Consider the following 21,758-nt stretch of genomic DNA (forward strand, 5'->3'; position numbering starts at 1 on the left):
CTCGGTACGGCTGCAGCAAGGCTACCCATGCCGCGGCTCGACGCGCCGCCGACGTGCCGCGCGACGGAGGAGGGAGGGCCCTCGTGGTCAACACACAGGTGGGTTCGCTAGTCTGAAATGTCGAGTGTGGCGTCGCGGGCGGGAAGCCGCGATGCGTGAGGAGACTATTCGTGCGTTTCGTATGGGCCGTGGTGGCCTTCGTGCTGGCTGCCGTGCTGATCGGTGCGGGGATCGCCCAACGCACCATCTTCGTCGGCCCGTCGTCTGAGGAAGCCCGCGTCGACATCGAGGAGCCCGCGCCCTTCGTGCTCCTGGACGGCGACGTCCTGCGGATCAACGCCGGCGCGCAGAAGCTGCTCATCCGCGGCGAGGGCGAGATCTTCACCAGCTACGGGCGCACGGCCGACATGGAGGCCTGGCTCTCCGACTCGGAGTACAACCACGTGACCGTCGGGGACGACGACGAACTCGTCGTCGACCACGTCGCCGCCGCGGACGACGAGGGGTCGACCGAGACGCCGGCGCCCGAGGCCACGGAGACACCGTCGCCGGAAGCCGACGCCGATGCACCCGCGGGTCGCAACCCCGCCGGCTCTGATCTGTGGCTCGACTCGTTCACCGATGAGAACTTCCTCTCCACCGACAAGATGCAGCTCCCGGAAGGGACCAGCGTGCTGATCGCCTACGACGGCACCAAGGACGCGCCGGACGACATCGTCGTCTCCTGGCCGCTGGACACGCGGACGCCTCTGGCAGGACCGCTCATGGCGGCCGGCGGCCTGGTGCTCCTCGTGGGGCTGGTCCTCTACGTGCTCGCGATCCGCCACCAGCGCCGTGGTCGGGGCCCGCGCCGGAAGGGTCCCGGGCCGCTTCCCTCGACCCAGCCGATCGACGTGGCGGCCCTTCCGCCATCCGAGCGGGATGCCCTGGAGGCCGCGGACGGGGCGCAGTCGCCGACACCGGCGGGGAAGGACGACGTGGACGACGCGGAGATCGTCGACGAGAAGGAGCAGGACGGGAAGAGTACGATGCGAGCCGAGCGCCCGAGGCGTCGTCGGCGCCTGCTCGCCCTCCCCGCCATCGGTTTGACCGCTCTGCTGGCCTCAGGCTGCACGGCCGACTCCTGGCCGGAGTTCGGGGACGCCTCCGCATCGCCGTCTCGGACGCCGACCGTGATCGCCCCCGAGAACCAGAAGCCGCCGGCAGTCACCGAGACGCAGGCCGAGCGGATCCTCCGGGAGGTCTCCGAAACTCTGGTGCAGGCCGATGAGGCGAAAGACCTCGACCTCGCGGCGACCCGTCTCGACGGCGCTCCGCTGACGACGAGGACCACTGACTACGCCCTGCGCGCGAAGCTCCCGGATCGGGCCGCGCCCGCTGCGATCCCCACGGACGACGTCGAGGTGGTGCTCCCGGAGGCGACGGATCGCTGGCCGCGCACGGTCCTCATGCTCTCGAAGAGCACCGGTGACGACACAGTGCCGCCGGTGGTGCTCACCATGACGCAGGCCGACCCCTGGTCCAACTACAAGGTGACCAACATGGCGGAGATGTCGGCGGATGCGGTGTTCCCCGAGGTGGCCGCAAGCTGGCTGGGGACCTCGCTGGTCCCGGCGGACTCGGCCTTCCTGTCCGTGCCGCCGAACGAGGTCGCGGCGGCGTTCGCCGATGTCGTCGACAAGGGCGAGAAGAGTGCCTCGTACGGGCAGTTCGACGACTTGGCGCTCAACCTCGCCACGTCGATCAGGGACAGCAGGCAGAACCTGGTGCAGGGGCTGGCTGATGCCGGCGCCGCGAAGACGTCCAAGGCGGCGTTCGACATGAAGCCGACGACGGCGGATCCGGTCTCGATGACGACGCTGGACAGCGGCGCCATCGTCGCGGTCTCCGTTCTCGATGTCGAGACGATCACCCCCACGTCCTCCGACGTCGTCATCCGTTTCGGTGACAACGAGGAGGCGAAGGCGCTCACCGGGGCGAAGGAGTCTGCGAAGGGCGCCGAGACGACATACGAGTTCCAGTTGTTCTTCGCCGTGCCGTCTCAGGGCTCGAGTGAACCGATCCGCCTCCTGGCCTCGCGCCAGGATCTCGTCTCCGTGAAGGTGATCAAGTGAGTGAGATGTCTCCCGCGGCCCTGCGAGGCGCCGTCGATCTGTCCAATCTGCGCAACCGTCCGTCCGCGCCCGCGAGCGGTGCGGCTGCCCCCTCGAACTCCCCGGTGGCCGATGTCGTCGTGGATGCGACAGATGAGAACTTCGGCCAGGTGCTCGAGCTGTCCCGCACCGTCCCCGTGGTCGTCGACCTCTGGGCCGAGTGGTGCGGGCCGTGTAAGCAGCTGAGCCCGATCATCGAGAAGGTGACCAGGGAGCTCGGCGGCCGGGTGCTCCTGGCCAAGGTCGACGTCGATGCGAATCCGCAGCTCGCGCAGAGCTTCCGTGCGCAGTCGATCCCGATGGTCGTCGCCCTCATCGCAGGCCAGCCGGTGCCGATGTTCACGGGCGCCGTTCCTGAGCAGCAGGTGCGTGAGGTCTTCGCGCAGCTGCTGCAGGTGGCCGCGCAGAACGGCGTCTCGGGATCGCTCCCGGTCGGCGACTCCGAGGCAGGGGAGGCTGAACCTCCCGCCGAGCCCGAGCTACCGCCGCTGCACGCGGAGGCGTTCTCCGCCATCGAGCGGGGCGACTACCGTGCGGCCATCGCCGCCTATGAGAAGGCGCTCGCGGAGAACCCGCGTGACGAGGACGCCATCGCCGGCCTGGGCCAGGTCCGACTGCTGGACCGTGTGCAGGGACTCGACCTGCAGACGGCCCGAGCCGCGGCCGCAGCGGCTCCGCTGGACGTGCAGGCCCAGTTCGACGTCGCGGACCTCGACCTCGCCGGCGGACACGTCGACGACGCCTTCGGCCGGCTCCTCGACCTGTTCGCGCAGCTGCCGTCCGACCAGCGGACACCCGTCCGCGAGCGCCTCGTCGAGTTGTTCGGCCTCATCGGCGCCAGCGACCCGCGCGTGATCGCGGCTCGCAACCGACTCTCCTCGCTGCTGTTCTGATCGATCCGCGCGGAGCTCGTTGCTCCGCGCAGATCGGTCGTCGTCGGCCGTCCGTCAGCCGTTGTTCACGGTGGGGACGTGCGGCTCCGGCTGATGACGGAGCCACAGCGTCGACAGCGCGGGCAGCGTGATCGAGGCGGTGGGGGCGCCGGCGTCCGCCGACTCGGCGATCACCATTCCGAGATTGCCCGAGCCCCGCCCACCGTAGGCGTCAGCATCCGAGTTCAGGATCTCCTGCCACACGCCTTCGCGCGGGAGCCCGAGACGGTACCCGGTGCGCTCCACTCCGGCGAAGTTGCTGACGACGACGAGACGGCCGCCGTGCGCGTCCCGCCGTTCGAAGGCGATCACGGACGGGTCCCAGCTCGGCGCGCCGAGTCGCGTGAATCCGGAGCCGTCGTTGTCACGCTCCCAGAGCGGAGCCTGCGACCGGTACACCGCGTTCATCGCGGCGACGAAGTCCTGCAGCTGGGCGTGGGAGGGCTGGTCGCGGAGCCACCAGTCCAGTTCACGCCCTTCGGACCACTCCGCGAGCTGTCCGAACTCCTGTCCCATGAACAGCAGCTTCTTGCCCGGATGTCCCCACATGTAGGCGAGGTAGGCGCGGACGTTCGCGAGCTTGTGCCAGTGGTCGCCCGGCATCTTCGACAACAGGCTGCCCTTGCCGTGCACGACCTCGTCGTGACTGATCGGCAGGACGTAGTTCTCGCCGAACGCGTAGACGAACGAGAACGTCATCTCGCCCTCGTGGTGCGCCCGGTACATCGGATCTCTGCCGATGTATTGCAGCGAGTCGTTCATCCAGCCCATGTTCCACTTGAAACCGAATCCGAGGCCGGCATGATCCGTCGGCGCTGTGACGCCGGGGAAGCTCGTGGACTCCTCGGCGATCATGAGGATCCCGGGGTGCAGCCGGTAGGCCGTGGCGTTGACCTCCTGGAGGAAGCGGATCGCCTCGAGGTTCTCGCGTCCGCCGTGGATGTTCGGCTCCCACTCACCCTCGCGGCGCGAGTAGTCGAGGTAGAGCATCGAAGCCACGGCGTCGACGCGCAGACCGTCGACGTGGAACTCCTCGAGCCAGTACAGCGCGTTCGCGACGAGGAACCCCCGGACCTCGGGTCGGCCGTAGTCGAAGATGAGCGTGCCCCAGTCCTGGTGCTCGCCGCGCCGAGGGTCGGGGTGCTCGTAGAGGGGCTGACCGTCGAACCGGGCCAGGGCGAAGTCGTCCTTGGGGAAGTGCCCCGGCACCCAGTCCATGATGACGCCGATGCCGGCCTGGTGCAGGCGGTCGATGAGGTACCGCAGGTCGTCGGGGGAGCCGTACCGGCTCGTCGGAGCGTAGTAGCCGCTGACCTGGTAACCCCACGATCCGCCGAACGGATGCTCGGCGAGCGGCATGAACTCGACGTGCGTGAACCCGGTCTCCTGCACATGCGCGATCAGCGGATCGGCCAGCTCGCGATAACCCAGGCCCCCGCGCCAGGAGCCGACGTGCACCTCGTACACGGACAGCGGCTGCGCGACGGCGTGGGTCGCGGCACGCCGGGTCATCCACGCGCCGTCCTCCCAGACGTAGGACGACGCGGTGACGACCGACGCGGTCTCCGGGGGCACCTGTGCCGCCAGAGCCATCGGGTCCGCTTTGAGGACCCAGGCGCCGCTCCGCGTACGGATCTGGTACTTGTACCGGGTGCCGACGGGGAGGTCAGGGACGAAGAGCTCCCAGACGCCGCTGGCCCCGAGCGAGCGCATGGCGTGGCTCTCGCCGTTCCAACCGTTGTGGTCGCCCACGACCCGGACGGCCGACGCATCGGGAGCCCACACCGCGAAGGACACACCCTGCTCGTCGCCCTGGGTGCGGGGATGGGCACCCAGCGCCTCCCACAGTCGCTCTTGCCGACCCTCGGCGATGAGGTGCAGGTCGAGGTCGCCCAGCGTCGGTGCATGCCGGTACGGGTCACCGGAGACGGTCTCCTCCTCGCCGCGGTAGCGCGTCGCGATGCGATACGGGAGCGGCGGTCCGGGGTGCGTGCCCTCCCAGACGCCGTGCGCGACGTGGGACAGGGTGAGCCTGCTCCCGTCTCCGAAGACGGCCTCGACGGTCTCGGCGAGCGGCCGGCGGGCGCGGACGGCGGTGACCGTACGGCCGGCGGCGTCCTTGGCGGGGTGTGCACCGAGCAGGGAGTGCGGGTCGTGATGCTGACCGGCAGCGACCGCTTCCCATTCGGCGTCGGCGGTGTCCTCGATGCGGCTCATGCGCGCTCCCTCACCTTCAGGATGTGGACGGGCTCGGCGAAGGCGTCGAGCCGGACGTAGTTGTGGTCGCTCCAGGTCCAGACGCTGCCGGTCAGCAGATCCTCCACCTCGAAGGTCTCACCCAGGGGAACCCCCCAACGCGTGGTGTCGAGGTGGACCGTGGTCTCGCGCACCGAGTGCGGGTCGACGTTCGCCACGACGATGAGGGTGTCCGGCCTGCCGGTGCCGGTGAAGGCAGCGTCGAGGTGTTTGCTGAACACGAGGACGGCGTCGTCGTCGCTCCAGTGCAGTTCGAGGTTGCGGAGCTGCCGCAGCGCCGGATGCGCCGCACGGATCTCGTTCAGTCGCCGGAGCAGCGGAGCCAGGGACTCCCCGCGTTCCTCGGCCCCCGCCCAGTCCCGGAACTTGTACTCGTACTTCTCGTTGTCGATGTTCTCCTCGGAACCCGGACGGGCCACGTTCTCGATGAGCTCGTAACCGGCGTAGACGCCGTACACGGGCCCGGCCGTCGCGGCGATGCAGGCACGGATGCGATACGCCGCGCGACCACCGAACTGGAGGTACTCGGTGAGGATGTCGTGCGTGTTCACGAAGAGGTTCGGACGCATGTAGTCGGCCGTCTCGTGGGAGATCGAGGTGAGGAACTCCTCCAGCTCGGGCTTGGTGTTGCGCCAGGTGAAATAGCTGTAGCTCTGCTGGAAGCCCACCGCGGCCAACGCACGCATCACGGCGGGTCGGGTGAACGCCTCGGCGAGGAAGATGACGTCGGGATCCGTCTCGTTGACCGTCGCGATCAGCCACTCCCAGAACTGCAGCGGCTTGGTGTGCGGGTTGTCCACGCGGAAGATCCGGACGCCTTCGCCCACCCAGTGCCGGACGATCCGGAGCATCTCGGCGGCGATGCCTTCCGGATCGTTGTCGAAGTTCAGCGGGTAGATGTCCTGGTACTTCTTGGGCGGGTTCTCCGCGTAGGCGATGCTCCCGTCCGGCAGGGTCGTGAACCATTCCGGGTGGTCGCGTACCCATGGGTGGTCGGGGGAGGCCTGCAGGGCGAGGTCCAGGGCGACCTCCAGTCCTTCCTTCCGCGCGGCGCGCACGAATGCGCGGAAGTCCTGCGGGGTGCCGAGGTCGGGATGGATCGCGTCGTGTCCGCCCTCCGCCGCTCCGATCGCGTACGGCGAGCCCGGGTCACCCGCTTCGGCGACGAGGGTGTTGTTGCGACCCTTGCGGTTGGTCGTGCCGATGGGGTGCACCGGGACGAGGTAGATCACCTCGAATCCCATCCGGGCGACCTCGGGCAGCCGCTTCGCGGCGGTGCGGAACGTCCCGCTGCGGACCGTGCCGTCCTTGAGGCGACGGGCACCCTCGGAGCGTGGGAAGAACTCGTACCAGGAGCCGACACCCGCACGGGTGCGCTCGACGCGGAGGACCTGCTCCGCGGAGGCGGAGCGCAGGGTCGTGACCGGACGGTCGCGGAAGATCGCCGCGAGTTCGGGGTCGACGGCCGAAGCAGCGGTCGTGGCGGCGTCACTTCTCCGGAGCTCCTCGGCACGGGCGCGCAGCCGCGTGCGCTGCGTCGCGGGGCGGTCCTTCTCTCCGGCGGCGCGCTGCAGGAGCTCGGCGCCCAGGGCGGCCATCACCTCGACATCGACTCCCGCGGCGATCTTGAGGTGCGCGGCATGAGCCCAGGTGGCGAAGTCGTCCGAGAATCCCTCGAAACGGTACCGCCAGACGCCCTCCGCGTCGAGCGCGATCTCGGCTTCCCAGCGGTCGGTGCCGTCCGCGAGGGCGGTCAGCCGGTGCAGGCTCTCCTCGCCGGTCGGAGACGTCAGTCGTACATGCACGCCGATGAGATCGTGCCCTTCCCGGAATGCCACGACGCGGAAGGGGACAACCTCGCCAGCGAAGGCCTTGGCCGGGAACCCGCCGGGGACCGCAGGGGTACCGTCGAGCAAGGGGATACGGGTCGTCCGCAGAGCTCCGGGGAGATCCGCGTCGGCGGCGCGCGTCGGGATCTGAACGGGGCTCCGTAGAGCCGTGGGTCGGGTTCCAGCACGTGCAGTCACATGCCGAATCTACCGCTCGGGCCTGTCGGAACCTACCGCTCGACCCCGGCGGCGAACCGTGCTATCACTCCACCCGGAACAGGCGCATCGAGGTGCCGGGGATCGGCAGGACATCGCCAGGCGCGAACGTCTCCTCGGCCTCCGACGGGCGCTCGTCGGCGCTCGACCAGAGGGAGACGAACCGCGTGGCGTCATCGATCTCCTCCGGCAGCCGGACATCGATCGGCGCCTCCGTCCCGTGCACGATCAGCAGGATGCGGTTGGCGGCTTCCTTGTCCGGCGTGGACGCGGCGACGTACTGCAGGGTGCGGTTGCCGGGATCCGTCCACTGGTTCGGCTCCATGGTCGCGCCGTCCTGGTCGTACCAGTCCATGACCGACGCGTTCGGGATGTGCTCGCCGAGGCGCGCGTACCGGCTCGGACGCAGTGCGGGGTTCTCCTGCCGCAGCCGCACCAGGCGCGCGACGTGAGCCCGGAGGTCTTCCTGCCAGGGCTCGAACTCCCAGGTCAGCCATGACAGCTGCGAGTCCTGCGCGTAGGCGTTGTTGTTGCCGCGCTGGCTACGCCCCACCTCGTCCCCGGCGGTGAGCATCGGGATGCCGGCCGAGAGGAGGAGGGTGCCGAGCAGGTTGCGCATGGCCTTGCGCCGCGCGGTGAGGATCGCGGGATCGTCGGTCGGTCCCTCGACGCCGTGGTTGAAGGACCGGTTGAGGTCGGCGCCGTCGCGGTTGTGCTCGCCGTTGGCCTCGTTGTGCTTGACGTCGTACGAGACGAGGTCGTGCAGCGTGAACCCGTCGTGCGCCGTGACGAAGTTGATGCTCGCGAGCGGCCCGCGCTCCTCGCTGAAGGTGTTCGACGATCCGGCGAGGCGGGTGGCGAAGCCGCCGATCCCCACCGGTGCCGAGGCCCGCCGCGCGTAGTCGATGTCGCTCAGCCAGAAGTTGCGCACCCGGTCGCGGTACCGGTCGTTCCACTCGTGCCACCCGGCGGGGAAGTTGCCCGTCTGCCAGCCGCCCAGTCCGACGTCCCAGGGTTCCGCGATGAGCTTGGTCTCCGCGAGGACGGGGTCGGCGGCGATCGCCTGCAGAAGCGGATGATCCGGAGTGTAGGCGTGAGCGCCGTCGCGCGCGATCGCCGTCGCCAGGTCGAAGCGGAAGCCGTCGATCTGCATCTCCTCGGCCCAATACCGGAGCGAGTCCAGCACCAGTCGTGCGCCCGCGTCGGTGGCCGTGTTGAGCGTGTTGCCGCATCCCGTGGTGTCGATGTAGACGCCCGCGTCGTCCTGCCGGTAGTACCGCGCGTTGTCGATACCGCGGAGACTGGAGCGCGGTCCGCCGATACCTTCTTCCGACGTGTGGTTGTAGACCACGTCGAGGATCACCTCGAGACCGGCCTCATGCAGCAGCCTGACCATGCCCTTGAACTCGGCGATGATCGCCTCGGGTCCCCGCTTCCGGGCGTCCTCCGTCGCGTAGGCGGCGTGCGGTGTGAAGAAGTTGAGCGTGTTGTAGCCCCAGTAGTTCGTCAGCCCCCGCTCCAGCAGCCGCGGTTCCGGGACGAAGGCGTGGACGGGGAGCAGCTCCACCGACGTCACCCCCAGCGTGCGGAGGTACGCGATCATGGCCGGATGCGCGAGGCCCGCGTAGGTGCCGTGCAGCGCGGGCGGGATGTCGGGGTGCCGCTTGGTCAGTCCCTTCAAGTGGCCCTCGTAGATGACGGTGCGGTCTGCTGGGACGCGCGGCTTGGTGGAATCGCCCCAGTCGAAGCCGTCCTCGATGACCACGGCTCGCCATTCCTGGTAGCCGTGTCCCTGGGCGAGGCCCCGCGCGTACGGATCGAGGAGCAGCGTCTCCGGGTTGAACGTGTTGCCGGGGCCGTGCGGACCCTCGACGCGGAGTGCGTAGCGGACTCCGGGCTGCAGCAACGGCGTCGTCACCTCCCAGACGCCTCCGGGCCGCCGTTCGAGCGGCGCCTGGTCGACGACCCAGTCGAGGTCCGTCGCGTCGAAGACGACGAGCTCGACCGCGGAGGCGTTCTGCGACCAGACCCGCAGCGTGCCGACGCGGTCGTGCAGCCGGACGCCGAGGTTGTCGAGGATCGCCCCACCGGGCACGACGGAGTCGGGGGACGAAGACATGGATACACCCTAAACGTGTTGCATTTCGGTCTCATGACAGGACGCACCCGGTCTCACGCGCAGACGGACCGGCCGGGGCGTGGATCGGGGAGAATCGAAGCATGCGGCACTATCTCGACCACGCGGCGACGACGCCGCTGCGCCCGGAGGCCAGGGACGCGTGGCTGGAGGCGTCGGCCATCATCGGCAACGCGTCATCGACGCATGGAGCCGGGCAGGACGCGCGCCGGGTGCTGGAGGAGTCACGGGAGCGGATCGCCGCGGTCCTCGGGGCCGACCCGATCGAGGTCGTGCTCACCTCCGGTGGGACGGAGTCCATCAACCTCGCCCTCCAGGGACTGTGGCACTCGCGTGGTCCGGGGACGACGGCCGTCGTGGTGCCGGACGGCGAGCATCACGCGACGATGGACACGATCGCAGCCCTGGTGGCCGACGGGGCCGAGGTGCGCGCTGTTCCGCTGTCTCCGCAGGCGCGGATCGACGAGGGCCGCTTCGCAGCGGCCCTTCCCGGGGCAGCGTTCGCGACGGCGCTCGTGGCGAACAACGAGACCGGGACCGTCAACGACGCGCCCGCCCTCGCCGCTGCGGCCGCGGATGCCGAAGTCCCGCTGCACCTCGACGCGGTCGCCGCGCTCGGACACCTGCCGCTGTCGTTCCGCGACTTGCGGGGCCGCGCCGACGACGCTGTGGGCCTCGTGGCGCTCAGCATCGCCGGCCACAAGGTCGGAGCGCCGGTCGGCGTCGGGGCGCTGGTGGTGACGCGGTCGGCCCGGCTGACCCCGCTCTTGCGGGGCGGCGGCCAGCAGCGGGGTCTGCGCGCGGGCACCCAGGACGTGCCGGGAGCGGCGGCGCTGGCGACAGCGCTCGAACTCGCCGAGCGTGAGCGGGCCGCCGAGAGCGTCCGGGTGGGCGAGCTGCGCGACCGCCTGGTCGAGGGCATCCGTGCGCGGGTGCCGGCCGCCGAGCTCCTGGGCGACCCCGACCACCGCCTCCCCGGCACGGCTCATCTGCTCTTCCCCGGCGCAGTGGGGGAGAGCCTGCTGTTCCTGCTGGACATGGCCGGCGTCTCGGCCTCCACGGGCTCCGCGTGTCAGGCGGGGGTCGCCGAGCCCTCGCACGTCGTGATGGCGATGGGGCGAAGTGAGGCGGACGCCCGGAGCGTGCTCCGTTTCTCCCTCGGGCGCACATCGACCGATGCCGATGTGGACGCGGTGCTGGCGGTGATCGGCGAGGCCTACGCACGGGCATCCGGGGCCCGTGCAGCCGAGCGCTCGTAGACTAGACCCATGCGAATCCTTGCGGCCATGAGCGGTGGTGTGGACTCCGCTGTCGCGGCCGCCCGGGCCGTCGAGGCGGGGCACGATGTGGTCGGCGTGCACCTCGCGCTCTCCCGCGCCGGGGGGACCCTGCGCACCGGCAGCCGCGGCTGCTGCACGATCGAGGACGCCCTCGACGCGCGTCGCGCCGCCGACCTCCTCGGCATCCCCTTCTATGTGTGGGACTTCTCGGAGCGGTTCCGCGACGACGTGATCGACGACTTCGTCGCCGAGTACCGTGCGGGTCGGACGCCGAACCCGTGCATGCGGTGCAACGAGAAGATCAAGTTCGCCGCCCTGCTGGAGCGCGCCCTGGAACTCGGCTTCGACGCCGTGTGCACGGGACACTACGCGACCCTCGTCGACGGCGCGGAGGGTCTCGAACTGCACCGGGCATCGGACAATGCGAAGGACCAGTCCTACGTGCTCGGCGTCCTGACGGCCGACCAGCTCGCACACACCTACTTCCCGCTGGGCACCACGCCGTCGAAGGCGCTCGTGCGGGCGGAGGCCGAGGCGCGTGGTCTCAGCGTCGCGCAGAAGCCGGACAGCCACGACATCTGCTTCATCCCGGATGGGGACACCCGGGGCTGGCTGGCCGAGAAGGTCGGCACCGCCACCGGCGAGATCGTCGACCGCTCCGGTGCCGTCGTCGGCGCGCACGAGGGCGCTCATGCGTTCACTGTCGGTCAGCGGCGCGGACTCAAGCTCGGCGTCCCGGCGGCGGACGGCAAGCCGCGCTTCGTGCTCGAGGTGCGCCCCGTGTCGAACACGGTGGTCGTCGGCCCGAAGGAGGCCCTGGCGATCGCCGAGATCTCCGGGGAGCGTTTCAGCTGGGCCGGCGCTGCGCCGACCGCGTCGGTGTTCGCGTGCGACGTGCAGATCCGCGCGCATGCCGAGCCGGTACCCGCCACGGCCACCGTGACGACGGAGGGCGTCCGCGTCGTTCCCGATTCTCCGCTTGACGGTGTCGCCCCCGGGCAGACCGCCGTGCTCTACATCGGCACGCGCGTTCTCGGGCAGTTCACGATCGATTCCACCGTGTCCGCGGTACCCGTCGGCGTCTGATCCGGGCGGATGTCGGTCGCCGCTCCTAGACTGACGGAGTGCCGGAGAACATCTCACTGGAAGACGCCCGCAGCGAGGCGGAGGAGCTGACGACCCGCATCCTCGAGGCGAAGGACGCGTATTACGGGCGTGACACATCGCTCGTCGACGATGCCACGTACGACGGCTGGATGCGGCGCCTGGAAGAGCTTGAGCGCCTGCACCCCGAGCTCCAGGGACAGGACTCGCCGACGCAGATGGTCGGCGCGGCCGAGGCGACGGGGCTCGCGACCATCGAGCACGCCGAGCGCATGCTCAGCCTCGACAACGTCTTCTCGATCGAGGAGCTGCGCGAGTGGGCGCAGAAGACGCGCGCCGCCGCCGGGCGTGACGTCGACTGGTTGACCGAGCTCAAGATCGACGGCCTCGCGATCAATCTGCGGTACGAGGACGGCGTGCTGACGTCGGCCGCGACCCGTGGCGACGGGCGCGTCGGCGAGATCGTCACCGAGAACGCGCTCCGCCTCCCGGAGATCCCGGAACGGCTCGCCGGGGAGGGGCACCCGCCGATCGTCGAGGTGCGCGGAGAGGTCTTCATCCCCGTCGCCGCGTTCGAGCGGCTGAACGCGGCGCAGGCGGCGTTCCGAGATCGGGCGTACGCGGACGCCCTTGCGCGCTGGGAGGCCAGGGGAGGCGCGAAGAAGCCGTTCGACGAGGAGAAGGCGCGCACCGCGGCGGCACGGCGTTTCCCGGCCTTCGCGAATCCCCGCAACGCGGCCAGCGGCGGTCTGCGTCAGCAGATCGACAAGAAGGACGGCCTGGAGCTGGAAGCGGGGCTGCTGCGCATCGAGTCGCTCGCGCTGTACGTGCACGGCATCGGTGCCTGGACGAACCCGCCGGTCGCGGCCCAGAGCCAGGTCTACGAGCTGCTGGCCGCCTGGGGGCTGCCGACGAGCCCGCACACGAAGGTGTGCCGCAGCGTCGACGACGTGGTCGCCTTCGTCGAGTACTACGGCGAGCACCGGCACGACATCGAGCACGAGCTCGACGGCATCGTGGTCAAGGTCGACGAGCTCGACCTGCATGACGAGCTGGGAGCGACGAGCCGGGCGCCCCGCTGGGCGATCGCCTACAAGTACCCGCCGGAGGAGGTGCAGACGAAGCTGCTCGACATCGTCGTCTCCGTCGGTCGCACCGGTCGCGCGACGCCCTTCGCGGTGATGGCGCCGGCTCACGTCGCCGGATCCGTGGTCCGTCAGGCCACGCTCCACAACAAGGACGTGGTGAAGGCGAAGGGTGTTCTCATCGGCGACACCGTGGTGCTGCGCAAGGCTGGCGACGTGATCCCCGAAGTGCTCGGCCCGGTGGTCGAGAAGCGGGACGGGACCGAGCGGGAGTTCGTCATGCCCGTCGATTGCCCCGAGTGCGGCACGCCGCTGCGCGCCATGAAGGAAGGGGACATCGATCTCCGGTGCCCGAACGCCCGGTCGTGCCCCGCCCAGGTGCGCGGACGTGTCGAGCACATCGGCTCGCGGGGAGCCCTCGATGTCGAGGCCCTGGGCGAGGTGACGGCGGCGGCCCTGACCCAACCCACGAGTCCGGCGGAGCCTCCACTGGTCACGGAGGCGGGCCTGTTCGCCCTGACCTTGGAGCAGCTCGTGCCGATCGAGGTCGTCGTGCGCGATGCGGAGACGGGTCTGCCGCGCGAGGACGAGGACGGCCTCGTGAAGACCCGCGCGCCGTTCCGACGCAACCCGACCGCGGCCGAGAAGAAGTCGGGTCTGGAGGGCCCGCAGCCGTCTTCCCAGGCGCTGACCCTGCTGGCGGAGCTGGAGAAGGCGAAGACCAAAGACCTCTGGCGGCTCCTCGTCGCGCTGAACATCCGGCACGTCGGACCGGTCGCGGCGCGGGCGCTCGCGCAGTGGTTCGGGTCGCTGGATGCGATCCGTGCCGCGTCGCGCGAGGAGCTGGCGGCGGTCGAGGGCGTGGGCGGCATCATCGCCGACTCCCTGCGCGCCTGGTTCGAGGTCGACTGGCACCAGGAGATCGTCCGCCAATGGGCGGACGCGGGCGTGCAGTGGGCGACGCCGGGGCACCCCGGTCCCGGAGCAGCGGTCGCGGCCGGGGGAGTGCTGGAGGGTCTCACCGTGGTGGCGACGGGATCTCTCGACGGGTACACCCGCGAGGGGGCGCAGGAGGCGATCATCAAGGCCGGCGGAAAGGCCGCCTCGAGTGTGTCCAAGAAGACGGACTTCGTGGCCGCGGGGCCGGGAGCGGGCTCCAAGCTCGCGAAGGCGGAGGAGCTCGGCGTCCGCATCCTCGACGCCGCACAGTTCCATGTGCTGGTCACCGAGGGTCCCGCGGCGCTGGACTGAGGATCAGGCGCTCTCCGGCGCTGCCGTGGTGGGAGCGAGGAACTGCCGCAGCCGTGGGGAGTCCGCGAACCCCAGCTCCTGATAGAGCCCGACGGCCGCCTCGCTCGAGTGCACGGTGATCCGTTCGGCGCCGACGGAGACCGCGTGGGCGCAGGCCGCGGCGACGAGGCCGCGGCCCGCTCCTTGTCCCCGATGCCCGGGAAGGACGAAGACGCTCTGGATGTCCGCGGAGAGGCGGTGCGGAGCGCCCGGCCGCGGCACGCGCGGTACGAGGGCGACCCAGGCCGCGCCGACGATGTGGTCGTCGTCATCGCCCCGCGCGACGAAGGCCACGTGGGTGCGGTCGTGGGCCCGCCACCAGGCGCCCAGCTCGGCGGTGAAGGCGTCGAGCGATCGACCGGCCGTCAGGTCCGCAGGCACGTCCTCCCACTTGAGCTGGGCGAGCGCGGCGAGATCCTCCCTGCCGGCGCGGTCGATGCGCATCGTCGGTCCGCTCAGGCCTTGTGGCGGGGCTTCCGGAAGGGCTTCTCCTCGCGGTCGCGGTCGCGGTCGCGGGGCGCCGGGCGATCGTCGCGGTCGCGCCGATCGGTCCGGTCGTAGCGGGCCGGCCGGCCGCGGCCCTCGCCGTCGCGCGAGGACGAGCCGCGCCGTGCGCCGGGACCGCGGTCAGGGGCGATCTCGATCAGCCGTCCCGAGATGCGGGTGTCGCGCAGCTTGTCGAGGACGGCGGGGTCGAGGTTCGCCGGGAGCTCGACGATCGAGAAGTCGGGACGGATGTTGATCGCGCCGAAGTCGTCGCGGCCCAGACCGCCCTCGTTCGCGAGCGCGCCCACGATCTGCCGCGGCTCGACGCGGTGCCGCCGACCCACCTCGATGCGGTACGGGGTGTAGTCGCCGCGGCTGCGACGCTCCCGGGGTTCCCGGGGCTCCCGCGTCTGCCGCTCGCGCGGCGGGCGGTTGTCCGCGGCGACCGCCTGCGACAGGGCGTCGTCTGCGGGGTCGAGGAGCAGCGGGGTGGAGCCCTGGGCGACCACGGCGAGAGCGGCCGCGACGTCGCCCTCCGGCACGTCGTGATGCCGCACGTAGTGGGCGATGATGTCGCGGAACGCGTCGATGCGCGACGTCTCCGACAGTGCAGTCGTGATGGCGTCGTCGAAGCGCGCGAGCCTCGTCGTGTTCACGTCCTCGGTGCTCGGCAGCTGCATCTGCGTGGGCTGCTGCCGCGTCGCCTTCTCGATGTGCTTGAGCAGGTAGCGCTCCCGCGGGGTGATGAAGCTGATCGCGTCGCCCGTCCGCCCGGCCCGCCCGGTCCGTCCGATGCGGTGCACGTACGACTCGGTGTCGGTGGGGATGTCGAAGTTGACGACGTGACTGATGCGCTCGACGTCGAGTCCGCGGGCGGCGACGTCTGTCGCGACGAGGATGTCGAGCTTCCCGTCCTTGAGCTGGTTCACGCTGCGCTCGCGCTGCACCTGCGGCACGTCGCCGTTGATCGCGGCGGCGGAGTACCCGCGGGCGCGGAGCTTCTCGGCCAGGGTCTCGGTCTCGTTCTTCGTGCGGACGAAGACGATCATGCCGTCGAAGTTCTCCACCTCGAGGATGCGGGTCAGCGCGTCCACCTTCTGCGCATACGAGACGACGAGGTAGCGCTGGGTGATGTTCGTGTTGGTCGCGGTCTTGGACTTGACCGTGATCTCCTCCGGGTCGCGGAGGTACTGCTGCGCGAGACGGCGGATCTGCGCGGGCATCGTGGCGGAGAACAGGGCGACCTGCTTCTCCTCGGGGGTCTGAGCGAGGATCTGCTCGACGTCCTCCGCGAAGCCCATCTTCAGCATCTCGTCCGCCTCGTCGAGGACGAGGTACTGCAGCTCCGAGAGGTCGAGGGTGCCCTTGGCCAGGTGGTCCATGATGCGGCCGGGGGTGCCGACCACGACGTGCACGCCGCGGCGGAGTGCGGAGAGCTGGACACCGTATCCCTGACCGCCGTAGACGGGCAGCACGTGCACGCCCTTCATGCGGGAGGCGTACGACTCGAACGCCTCGCAGACCTGCAGCGCGAGCTCACGGGTCGGGGCGAGGACGAGGGCCTGCGGCGTCTTCTGCGCGATGTCGAGCCGCTCCAGCACGGGCAGGGCGAAGGCGGCGGTCTTGCCGGTTCCGGTCTGCGCCATGCCGACCACGTCGCGGCCGGCAAGCAGCGTCGGGATGGTCGCGGCCTGGATGGGCGAGGGGGTCTCGTAGCCGAGATCCTTGATGGCCTTGAGGACCGGCCCGGTGATGCCGAGGTCCTCGAATCCGGGGGTGGCAGGGGACTCGTCGGGGGCGTCGGCGGGGGTCACTTCTTCAGGGGTCACTTCCCAAGGGTAGCGCGCCCGGCCCCCCGATTCCTGTGGGGCCGGCTCAGACCCCCGACGTGAGGGCGAGCAGCTTCTCCTTCACCTGCCGGCGGAGCACCTTCCCGATCAGGGACTTCGGCAGCTCGTCGACGACGAAGACGCGGCGCGGCACCTTGTACGGGGTGAGGATGCTGCGGGCGTACTCGCGGATCGCCTCCACGTCGACATCGGCGCCGGGGTCGACGACGATCGCCGCGACGACCTCCTCGCCCGAGTGGTCGCTGGGCAGTCCGACGACCGCGGCGTCCGCGACCGACGGATGCTGGCGCAGCGCGTTCTCCACCTCGGTCGGGGCGACGTTGAAGCCGCCGGTGATGATGAGCTCCTTGATGCGGTCGACGATGCGCACGAATCCGGCGTCGTCGATCGTGACGATGTCGCCGGTCCGGTACCAGCCATCGACGAACACGGCCTCGGTCTCCTCCGGCTTGCCGTAGTACCCGGAGAAGACCTGGGGGCCGCGCACGACGAGTTCGCCGGCGGAACCGGCCGGGACGTCCTCGGTGGGGTTCTCCGGATCGACGACGCGGCACTCCGTCCCGGGGAGCGGGAGCCCCACCGTGCCGGGGACGCGGTTGTCGGCCACCGGGTTCGCCATGAGCACGGGCGAGCACTCGCTCAGACCGTAGCCCTCGACAAGGTAGCCGTGCGTGGCGGCCTCGAACGGGACGACGAGCTCGTGCGGCAGGGCCATGGCTCCGGAGATCGCGACCTCGATGCCCTCGAGCGAGACGCCCTTGGCGTTGGCGGCCGCGAGCAGCCGGTCGGCGATGGGCGGCACGAGCGGCAGGAAGGTCGCGGGGTGCTTCTTGACCACGTCCAGCACGAGATCGGGATCGAACTTCGGGAACAGCACCAGACGTGCCCCCATCGACATGGCGAAGGTGAGGCAGAGCGTCAGGCCGTAGGCGTGGAACATGGGCAACACGGCGTACACGACGCAGCCCTTGCCGCGCTGGATGGACGGGACCCACGCCTGGGACTGGGCCGCGTTGGCGAGGAGGTTGCGGTGCGTGAGGGCGGCGCCCTTCGGCGTGCCGGTGGTCCCGGACGTGTACTGGATGATCGCCAGGTCGTCCGTGCCCGGCTGCGGATGCGAGGCGGGGATCGGGGCACCGGCGAGTACCGACTCCCAGAGGACGGTGCCGCGGACGCGCTCGGTCAGTGCGGCGCGCGACTCCCTCGCCTTCGCGACCGGCAGCCGGAGGGCGAAGCGGGTGAGGGCCGGCATGGCCCGCGTAACGTCGACCGAGATGAGTGTGGAGACGGCGAGGTCGCTCGGGAACTCCTGCACCGTCGCGACGACCTTGTTCCAGACGATCGCGTGCTTGGCGCCGTGGTCCTCGAACTGCTTGCGCAGCTCGCGAGGGGTGTAGAGCGGGTTGTGCTCGACCACGACCGCACCGAGACGCAGCACGGCGTAGAACGCGATGATGTGCTGCGGACAGTTCGGCAGGACGATGGCGACGGGATCGCCCGCACGGACGCCGAGATCCCGGAGCCCCGCGGCGGCGCGATCGATCGCCTCCTGCAGCTGTGCGTAGGTGGTCTCCCTGCCGAAGAACTGCAGAGCCGGGGCATCGGGGTAGTCGCGGGCCGAGGCGGCGACGATGTCCACGAGGGAGCCGCTGACGGGGGCGAGGTCCTCCGGAACGCCGTCGGCGTAGCTGGCGATCCACGGGCGAGGGGGCTGGAACGTGCTCACGCGCCCAGCTTAGGCGGGCCGCGCCGCGCCGAGCGGCGGGCGGCTCGCCAACTAGACTGGGGGCGTGTCTGAAATCACCCCTGATCTTGTGCGCCATCTCGGCGTGCTCGCGCGCATCCAGCTGAACGACGACGAGGTGACGCGGCTCACGGGCCAGCTCGACGCCATCGTCGACAACATCGCCAAGGTGTCCGAGGTCGCGACCGCTGATGTCGCCGCGACCAGCCACCCGATCCCGCTGAGCAACGTGTTCCGTCCCGACGTGGTCGGCGAGACGCTCACGCACGAGCAGGTGCTGCAGAACGCCCCGGACCAGGCCGACGGCCGGTTCCGCGTCACCGCGATCCTGGGAGAAGAGCAGTGAGCGACATCATCCGGCTGACCGCGGCGGAGCTCGCCGACAAGCTCGCGGCGCGGGAGCTCTCCAGCGTCGAGGCCACGCAGGCGCACCTCGACCGGATCGCACAGGTCGACGGCGACGTCCATGCGTTCCTGCACGTCAACGAGCACGCGCTCGACGCGGCAGCCGACATCGACGCCCGTCGCGCCGCGGGGGAGGACCTCGGGCCGATCGCCGGTGTCCCGCTCGCGATCAAGGACGTGCTCGTCACGACCGATCAGCCGACCACGAGCGGCTCGCGGATCCTCGAGGGGTACCGTTCGCCCTACGACGCGACGGTCGTGGCCCGCTCCCGCGCCGCCGGCCTCATCGCGCTCGGCAAGACGAACATGGACGAGTTCGCGATGGGCTCGTCGACGGAGCACTCCGCCTACGGCCCGACCCGCAACCCCTGGGACCTCGACCGGATCCCCGGCGGTTCCGGCGGGGGCTCCGCCGCCGCCGTCGCCGCCTTCGAGGCCCCGCTCGCCCTCGGCTCCGACACCGGCGGTTCGATCCGTCAGCCTGCGCACGTGACCGGAACGGTCGGCGTGAAGCCGACCTACGGGGGCGTCAGCCGCTACGGCGCGATCGCGCTGGCGTCGAGCCTCGACCAGGTCGGCCCGGTCACCCGCACGGTGCTCGATGCCGGTCTGCTGCACGACGCGATCGGCGGCCACGACCCGAAGGACTCCACGTCGCTCGACGAGCAGTGGCCGTCCTTCGCCGCGGCGGCACGCGAGGGTGCGCGCGGGGACGGCCTCAAGGGCCTCCGTGTCGGCGTCATCCGAGAGCTTCCCGACAGCGGCTTCCAGCCGGGGGTTGCGGCTTCGTTCCGCAGCGCCCTGGCCCTGCTGGAGGCGCAGGGTGCGGAGATCGTCGAGATCGGTGCACCGCACTTCGAGTACGGCGTCGCCGCCTACTACCTGATCCTCCCGGCCGAGGCCTCGAGCAACCTGGCCAAGTTCGACTCGGTCCGCTTCGGTCTCCGGGTCACCCCGGCGGGCAACCCGACGGTGGAGGACGTGATGTCCGCCACGCGCGACGCCGGTTTCGGCGATGAGGTCAAGCGCCGCATCATCCTCGGCACCTACGCGCTGTCGGCCGGATACTACGACGCGTACTACGGCAGCGCGCAGAAGGTCCGCACGCTGATCCAGCAGGACTTCGCCGCGGCCTTCGCCGATGTCGACGTCATCGCCACGCCGTCGGCCCCGACCACGGCCTTCAAGCTCGGCGAGAAGATCGACGACCCGCTGCAGATGTACCTGAACGACATCACCACGATCCCGGCGAACCTCGCCGGTGTCCCCGGTATCTCGATCCCGAGCGGTCTCTCGGATGACGACGGGCTGCCCGTCGGCATCCAGTTCCTCGCGCCGGCGCGAGAGGACGCCCGCCTCTACCGGGTGGGCGCCGCCCTCGAGACGCTGCTCGTGGACTCCTGGGGCGCGCCGCTGCTGTCCCGTGCCCCCCAGCTGGAAGGAGGCGCGCGCTGATGGCCGCCGCCAAGCTCATGGACTTCGACAAGGCGCTCGAGCTGTTCGAGCCGGTCCTCGGATTCGAGGTGCACGTCGAGCTCAACACGAACACGAAGATGTTCTCCGACGCGCCCAACCCTGCGAACGAGGCGTACCACGCGGCGGAGCCGAACACCCTGATCGCGCCGGTGGACCTGGGCCTCCCCGGTGCGCTGCCGGTCGTCAACGAGACGGCCATCCGCTCGTCGATCAGCCTCGGCCTCGCGCTCGGCTGCTCGATCGCCGAGTCCAGCCGGTTCGCCCGGAAGAACTATTTCTACCCTGACCTCGGCAAGAACTATCAGATCTCCCAGTACGACGAGCCGATCGCCTTCGAGGGCTCGGTCGAGGTGGAGCTCGAGGACGGCACGATGGTGACGATCCCCATCGAGCGCGCGCACATGGAGGAGGACGCCGGCAAGCTCACGCACATGGGCGGCTCGACCGGTCGCATCCAGGGGGCGGAGTATTCGCTCGTCGACTACAACCGCGCCGGCGTCCCGCTCGTCGAGATCGTGACGAAGACGATCTTCGGCACCGAGCACCGGGCCCCCGAGGTCGCCAAGGCCTACGTCGCCGCGATCCGCGACATCGTCCGCGGACTCGGGATCTCCGAGGCTCGCCTCGAGCGCGGCAACCTGCGCTGCGACGCGAACGTCTCGCTGCGCCCTCGCGGTGCCGAGAAGCTCGGCACGCGCACCGAGACGAAGAACGTCAACTCGATGCGGTCGGTCGAGCGTGCGGTGCGCTACGAGATCCAGCGGCAGGCGCAGATCCTCGCCGACGGCGGCACCATCATCCAGGAGACGCGGCACTGGCATGAGGACACCGGGACCACCTCTCCCGGCCGTCCGAAGTCGGACGCCGACGACTACCGGTACTTCCCGGAGCCCGATCTGCTTCCGGTCCAGCCTCCCCGCGAGCTGATCGAGGAGCTGCGTGCGGCGCTGCCCGAGCAGCCCGTCGCTCGCCGTCGTCGGCTCATGGACGAGTGGGGCTTCACCCCGCTGGAGTTCCAGGACGTGCGCAACGGCGGCCTGCTCGACGTCGTCGAGGCCACGATCGCCGCCGGGGCCACGCCGGCCGCGGCACGGAAGTGGTGGACGGGGGAGATCACCCGCCTCGCCAACGCGCAGGAGAAGGATGCGGTCGACCTCGTCAGTCCGGAGAACGTCGCGGCGCTGCAGCAGCTCGTCGACGCCGGGACGCTGACCGACAAGCTCGCACGCCAGGTGCTGGAGGGCGTGATCGCCGGCGAGGGCACGCCGCAGGAGGTCGTCGACGCGCGCGGTCTCGCCGTCGTCTCGGACGACGGTGCGCTCATCGCGGCGATCGACGAGGCCCTCGCCGCACAGCCCGATGTGATGGCCAAGATCCAGGACGGCAAGGTCCAGGCCGCAGGTGCGATCATCGGTGCGGTCATGAAGGCCATGAAGGGCCAGGCCGACGCCGCCCGCGTCCGCGAACTCATCCTCGAGCGCGCCGCGCAGTGATTCGTCCCCCTGGGCCTCGATG

General features: G+C 70.4%; 14 protein-coding genes. 8 read left to right on the top strand and 6 right to left on the bottom strand.

The genetic code is table 11. The features are described from left to right. The first annotated feature begins 170 nt into the window (after positions 1 to 170). Both BLU02_RS01150 and BLU02_RS01155 read left to right on the top strand, forming a co-directional pair. Positions 171 to 2,114, top strand: a complete 1,944-nt coding sequence (locus BLU02_RS01150) for a DUF8094 domain-containing protein (protein WP_060922796.1) — start codon at positions 171 to 173, stop codon at positions 2,112 to 2,114. Between the two features lie 5 nt (positions 2,115 to 2,119). Beyond that, positions 2,120 to 3,046, top strand: a complete 927-nt coding sequence (locus BLU02_RS01155) for a tetratricopeptide repeat protein (protein ID WP_370670661.1) — start codon at positions 2,120 to 2,122, stop codon at positions 3,044 to 3,046. Between the two features lie 54 nt (positions 3,047 to 3,100). Here BLU02_RS01155 and glgB read toward each other — a convergent pair whose 3' ends face one another. The 3 genes from glgB to glgX form a co-directional block, all read right to left on the bottom strand. Beyond that, on the bottom strand, positions 3,101 to 5,302 hold the full coding sequence (gene glgB, locus BLU02_RS01160) for a 1,4-alpha-glucan branching protein GlgB (protein WP_157546956.1): 2,202 nt from the start codon (positions 5,300 to 5,302) through the stop codon (positions 3,101 to 3,103). Next, positions 5,299 to 7,368 carry an alpha-1,4-glucan--maltose-1-phosphate maltosyltransferase gene (locus tag BLU02_RS01165; protein WP_082750106.1) on the bottom strand — a complete coding sequence of 690 codons (2,070 nt, stop codon included), beginning with the start codon at positions 7,366 to 7,368 and terminating at the stop codon, positions 5,299 to 5,301. Before BLU02_RS01165 ends, glgB begins: the two co-directional genes overlap by 4 nt. A 64-nt stretch (positions 7,369 to 7,432) precedes the next feature. Next, positions 7,433 to 9,505 (bottom strand): glycogen debranching protein GlgX, encoded by a 2,073-nt coding sequence (glgX, locus tag BLU02_RS01170; RefSeq protein WP_083370854.1) that lies wholly within the window; start codon positions 9,503 to 9,505, stop codon positions 7,433 to 7,435. A gap of 101 nt (positions 9,506 to 9,606) precedes the next feature. On the opposite strand from glgX, the gene BLU02_RS01175 reads away from it, so the two are divergent. From BLU02_RS01175 to ligA, 3 genes are read left to right on the top strand one after another with little or no spacing between them, the layout of a single operon-like run. Next, the gene (locus BLU02_RS01175; protein ID WP_083370855.1) at positions 9,607 to 10,782 is read left to right on the top strand and encodes a cysteine desulfurase family protein; all 1,176 of its coding nucleotides are present in this window, start codon (positions 9,607 to 9,609) and stop codon (positions 10,780 to 10,782) included. A gap of 9 nt (positions 10,783 to 10,791) precedes the next feature. Beyond that, positions 10,792 to 11,889 (top strand): tRNA 2-thiouridine(34) synthase MnmA, encoded by a 1,098-nt coding sequence (gene mnmA, locus BLU02_RS01180; RefSeq protein WP_082750179.1) that lies wholly within the window; start codon positions 10,792 to 10,794, stop codon positions 11,887 to 11,889. Between the two features lie 38 nt (positions 11,890 to 11,927). Then, positions 11,928 to 14,243, top strand: a complete 2,316-nt coding sequence (gene ligA, locus BLU02_RS01185) for an NAD-dependent DNA ligase LigA (RefSeq protein WP_060923554.1) — start codon at positions 11,928 to 11,930, stop codon at positions 14,241 to 14,243. Between the two features lie 3 nt (positions 14,244 to 14,246). On the opposite strand, the gene BLU02_RS01190 is transcribed toward ligA, so the two are convergent. The 3 genes from BLU02_RS01190 to BLU02_RS01200 are packed head-to-tail and all read right to left on the bottom strand — an operon-like array spanning position 14,247 to position 18,344. Further along, positions 14,247 to 14,726, bottom strand: a complete 480-nt coding sequence (locus tag BLU02_RS01190) for a GNAT family N-acetyltransferase (RefSeq protein WP_060923553.1) — start codon at positions 14,724 to 14,726, stop codon at positions 14,247 to 14,249. Between the two features lie 11 nt (positions 14,727 to 14,737). After that, the gene (locus BLU02_RS01195; protein WP_407939394.1) at positions 14,738 to 16,597 is read right to left on the bottom strand and encodes a DEAD/DEAH box helicase; all 1,860 of its coding nucleotides are present in this window, start codon (positions 16,595 to 16,597) and stop codon (positions 14,738 to 14,740) included. A gap of 46 nt (positions 16,598 to 16,643) precedes the next feature. Then, on the bottom strand, positions 16,644 to 18,344 hold the full coding sequence (locus BLU02_RS01200) for a long-chain-fatty-acid--CoA ligase (protein ID WP_060922764.1): 1,701 nt from the start codon (positions 18,342 to 18,344) through the stop codon (positions 16,644 to 16,646). 64 nt (positions 18,345 to 18,408) lie between these two features. On the opposite strand from BLU02_RS01200, the gene gatC reads away from it, so the two are divergent. From gatC to gatB, 3 genes are read left to right on the top strand one after another with little or no spacing between them, the layout of a single operon-like run. Next, the gene (gene gatC / locus BLU02_RS01205) at positions 18,409 to 18,708 is read left to right on the top strand and encodes an Asp-tRNA(Asn)/Glu-tRNA(Gln) amidotransferase subunit GatC (protein ID WP_025103377.1); all 300 of its coding nucleotides are present in this window, start codon (positions 18,409 to 18,411) and stop codon (positions 18,706 to 18,708) included. Continuing rightward, on the top strand, positions 18,705 to 20,222 hold the full coding sequence (gatA, locus tag BLU02_RS01210; RefSeq protein ID WP_060922765.1) for an Asp-tRNA(Asn)/Glu-tRNA(Gln) amidotransferase subunit GatA: 1,518 nt from the start codon (positions 18,705 to 18,707) through the stop codon (positions 20,220 to 20,222). The genes gatC and gatA overlap by 4 nt, the downstream gene beginning before the upstream one ends. Then, positions 20,222 to 21,736: an Asp-tRNA(Asn)/Glu-tRNA(Gln) amidotransferase subunit GatB gene (gene gatB, locus BLU02_RS01215; RefSeq protein WP_060922766.1), complete on the top strand. Its 1,515-nt coding sequence runs from the start codon at positions 20,222 to 20,224 to the stop codon at positions 21,734 to 21,736. Before gatA ends, gatB begins: the two co-directional genes overlap by 1 nt. Positions 21,737 to 21,758: the final 22 nt, after the last annotated feature.

The sequence above is a fragment of the Microbacterium paraoxydans genome, from assembly GCF_900105335.1.
Lineage (GTDB): Bacteria > Actinomycetota > Actinomycetes > Actinomycetales > Microbacteriaceae > Microbacterium > Microbacterium paraoxydans.

What these genes read in the sequence shown, in the direction of transcription:
- BLU02_RS01155 (WP_370670661.1), top strand. Translation starts at nt 2,120, where the DNA reads ATGTCTCCCGCGGCCCTGCGAGGCGCCGTCGATCTGTCCAATCTGCGC.
- glgB (WP_157546956.1), bottom strand. Translation starts at nt 5,302, where the DNA reads ATGAGCCGCATCGAGGACACCGCCGACGCCGAATGGGAAGCGGTCGCT.
- glgX (WP_083370854.1), bottom strand. Translation starts at nt 9,505, where the DNA reads ATGTCTTCGTCCCCCGACTCCGTCGTGCCCGGTGGGGCGATCCTCGAC.
- BLU02_RS01175 (WP_083370855.1), top strand. Translation starts at nt 9,607, where the DNA reads ATGCGGCACTATCTCGACCACGCGGCGACGACGCCGCTGCGCCCGGAG.
- mnmA (WP_082750179.1), top strand. Translation starts at nt 10,792, where the DNA reads ATGCGAATCCTTGCGGCCATGAGCGGTGGTGTGGACTCCGCTGTCGCG.
- BLU02_RS01190 (WP_060923553.1), bottom strand. Translation starts at nt 14,726, where the DNA reads ATGCGCATCGACCGCGCCGGCAGGGAGGATCTCGCCGCGCTCGCCCAG.
- gatB (WP_060922766.1), top strand. Translation starts at nt 20,222, where the DNA reads ATGGCCGCCGCCAAGCTCATGGACTTCGACAAGGCGCTCGAGCTGTTC.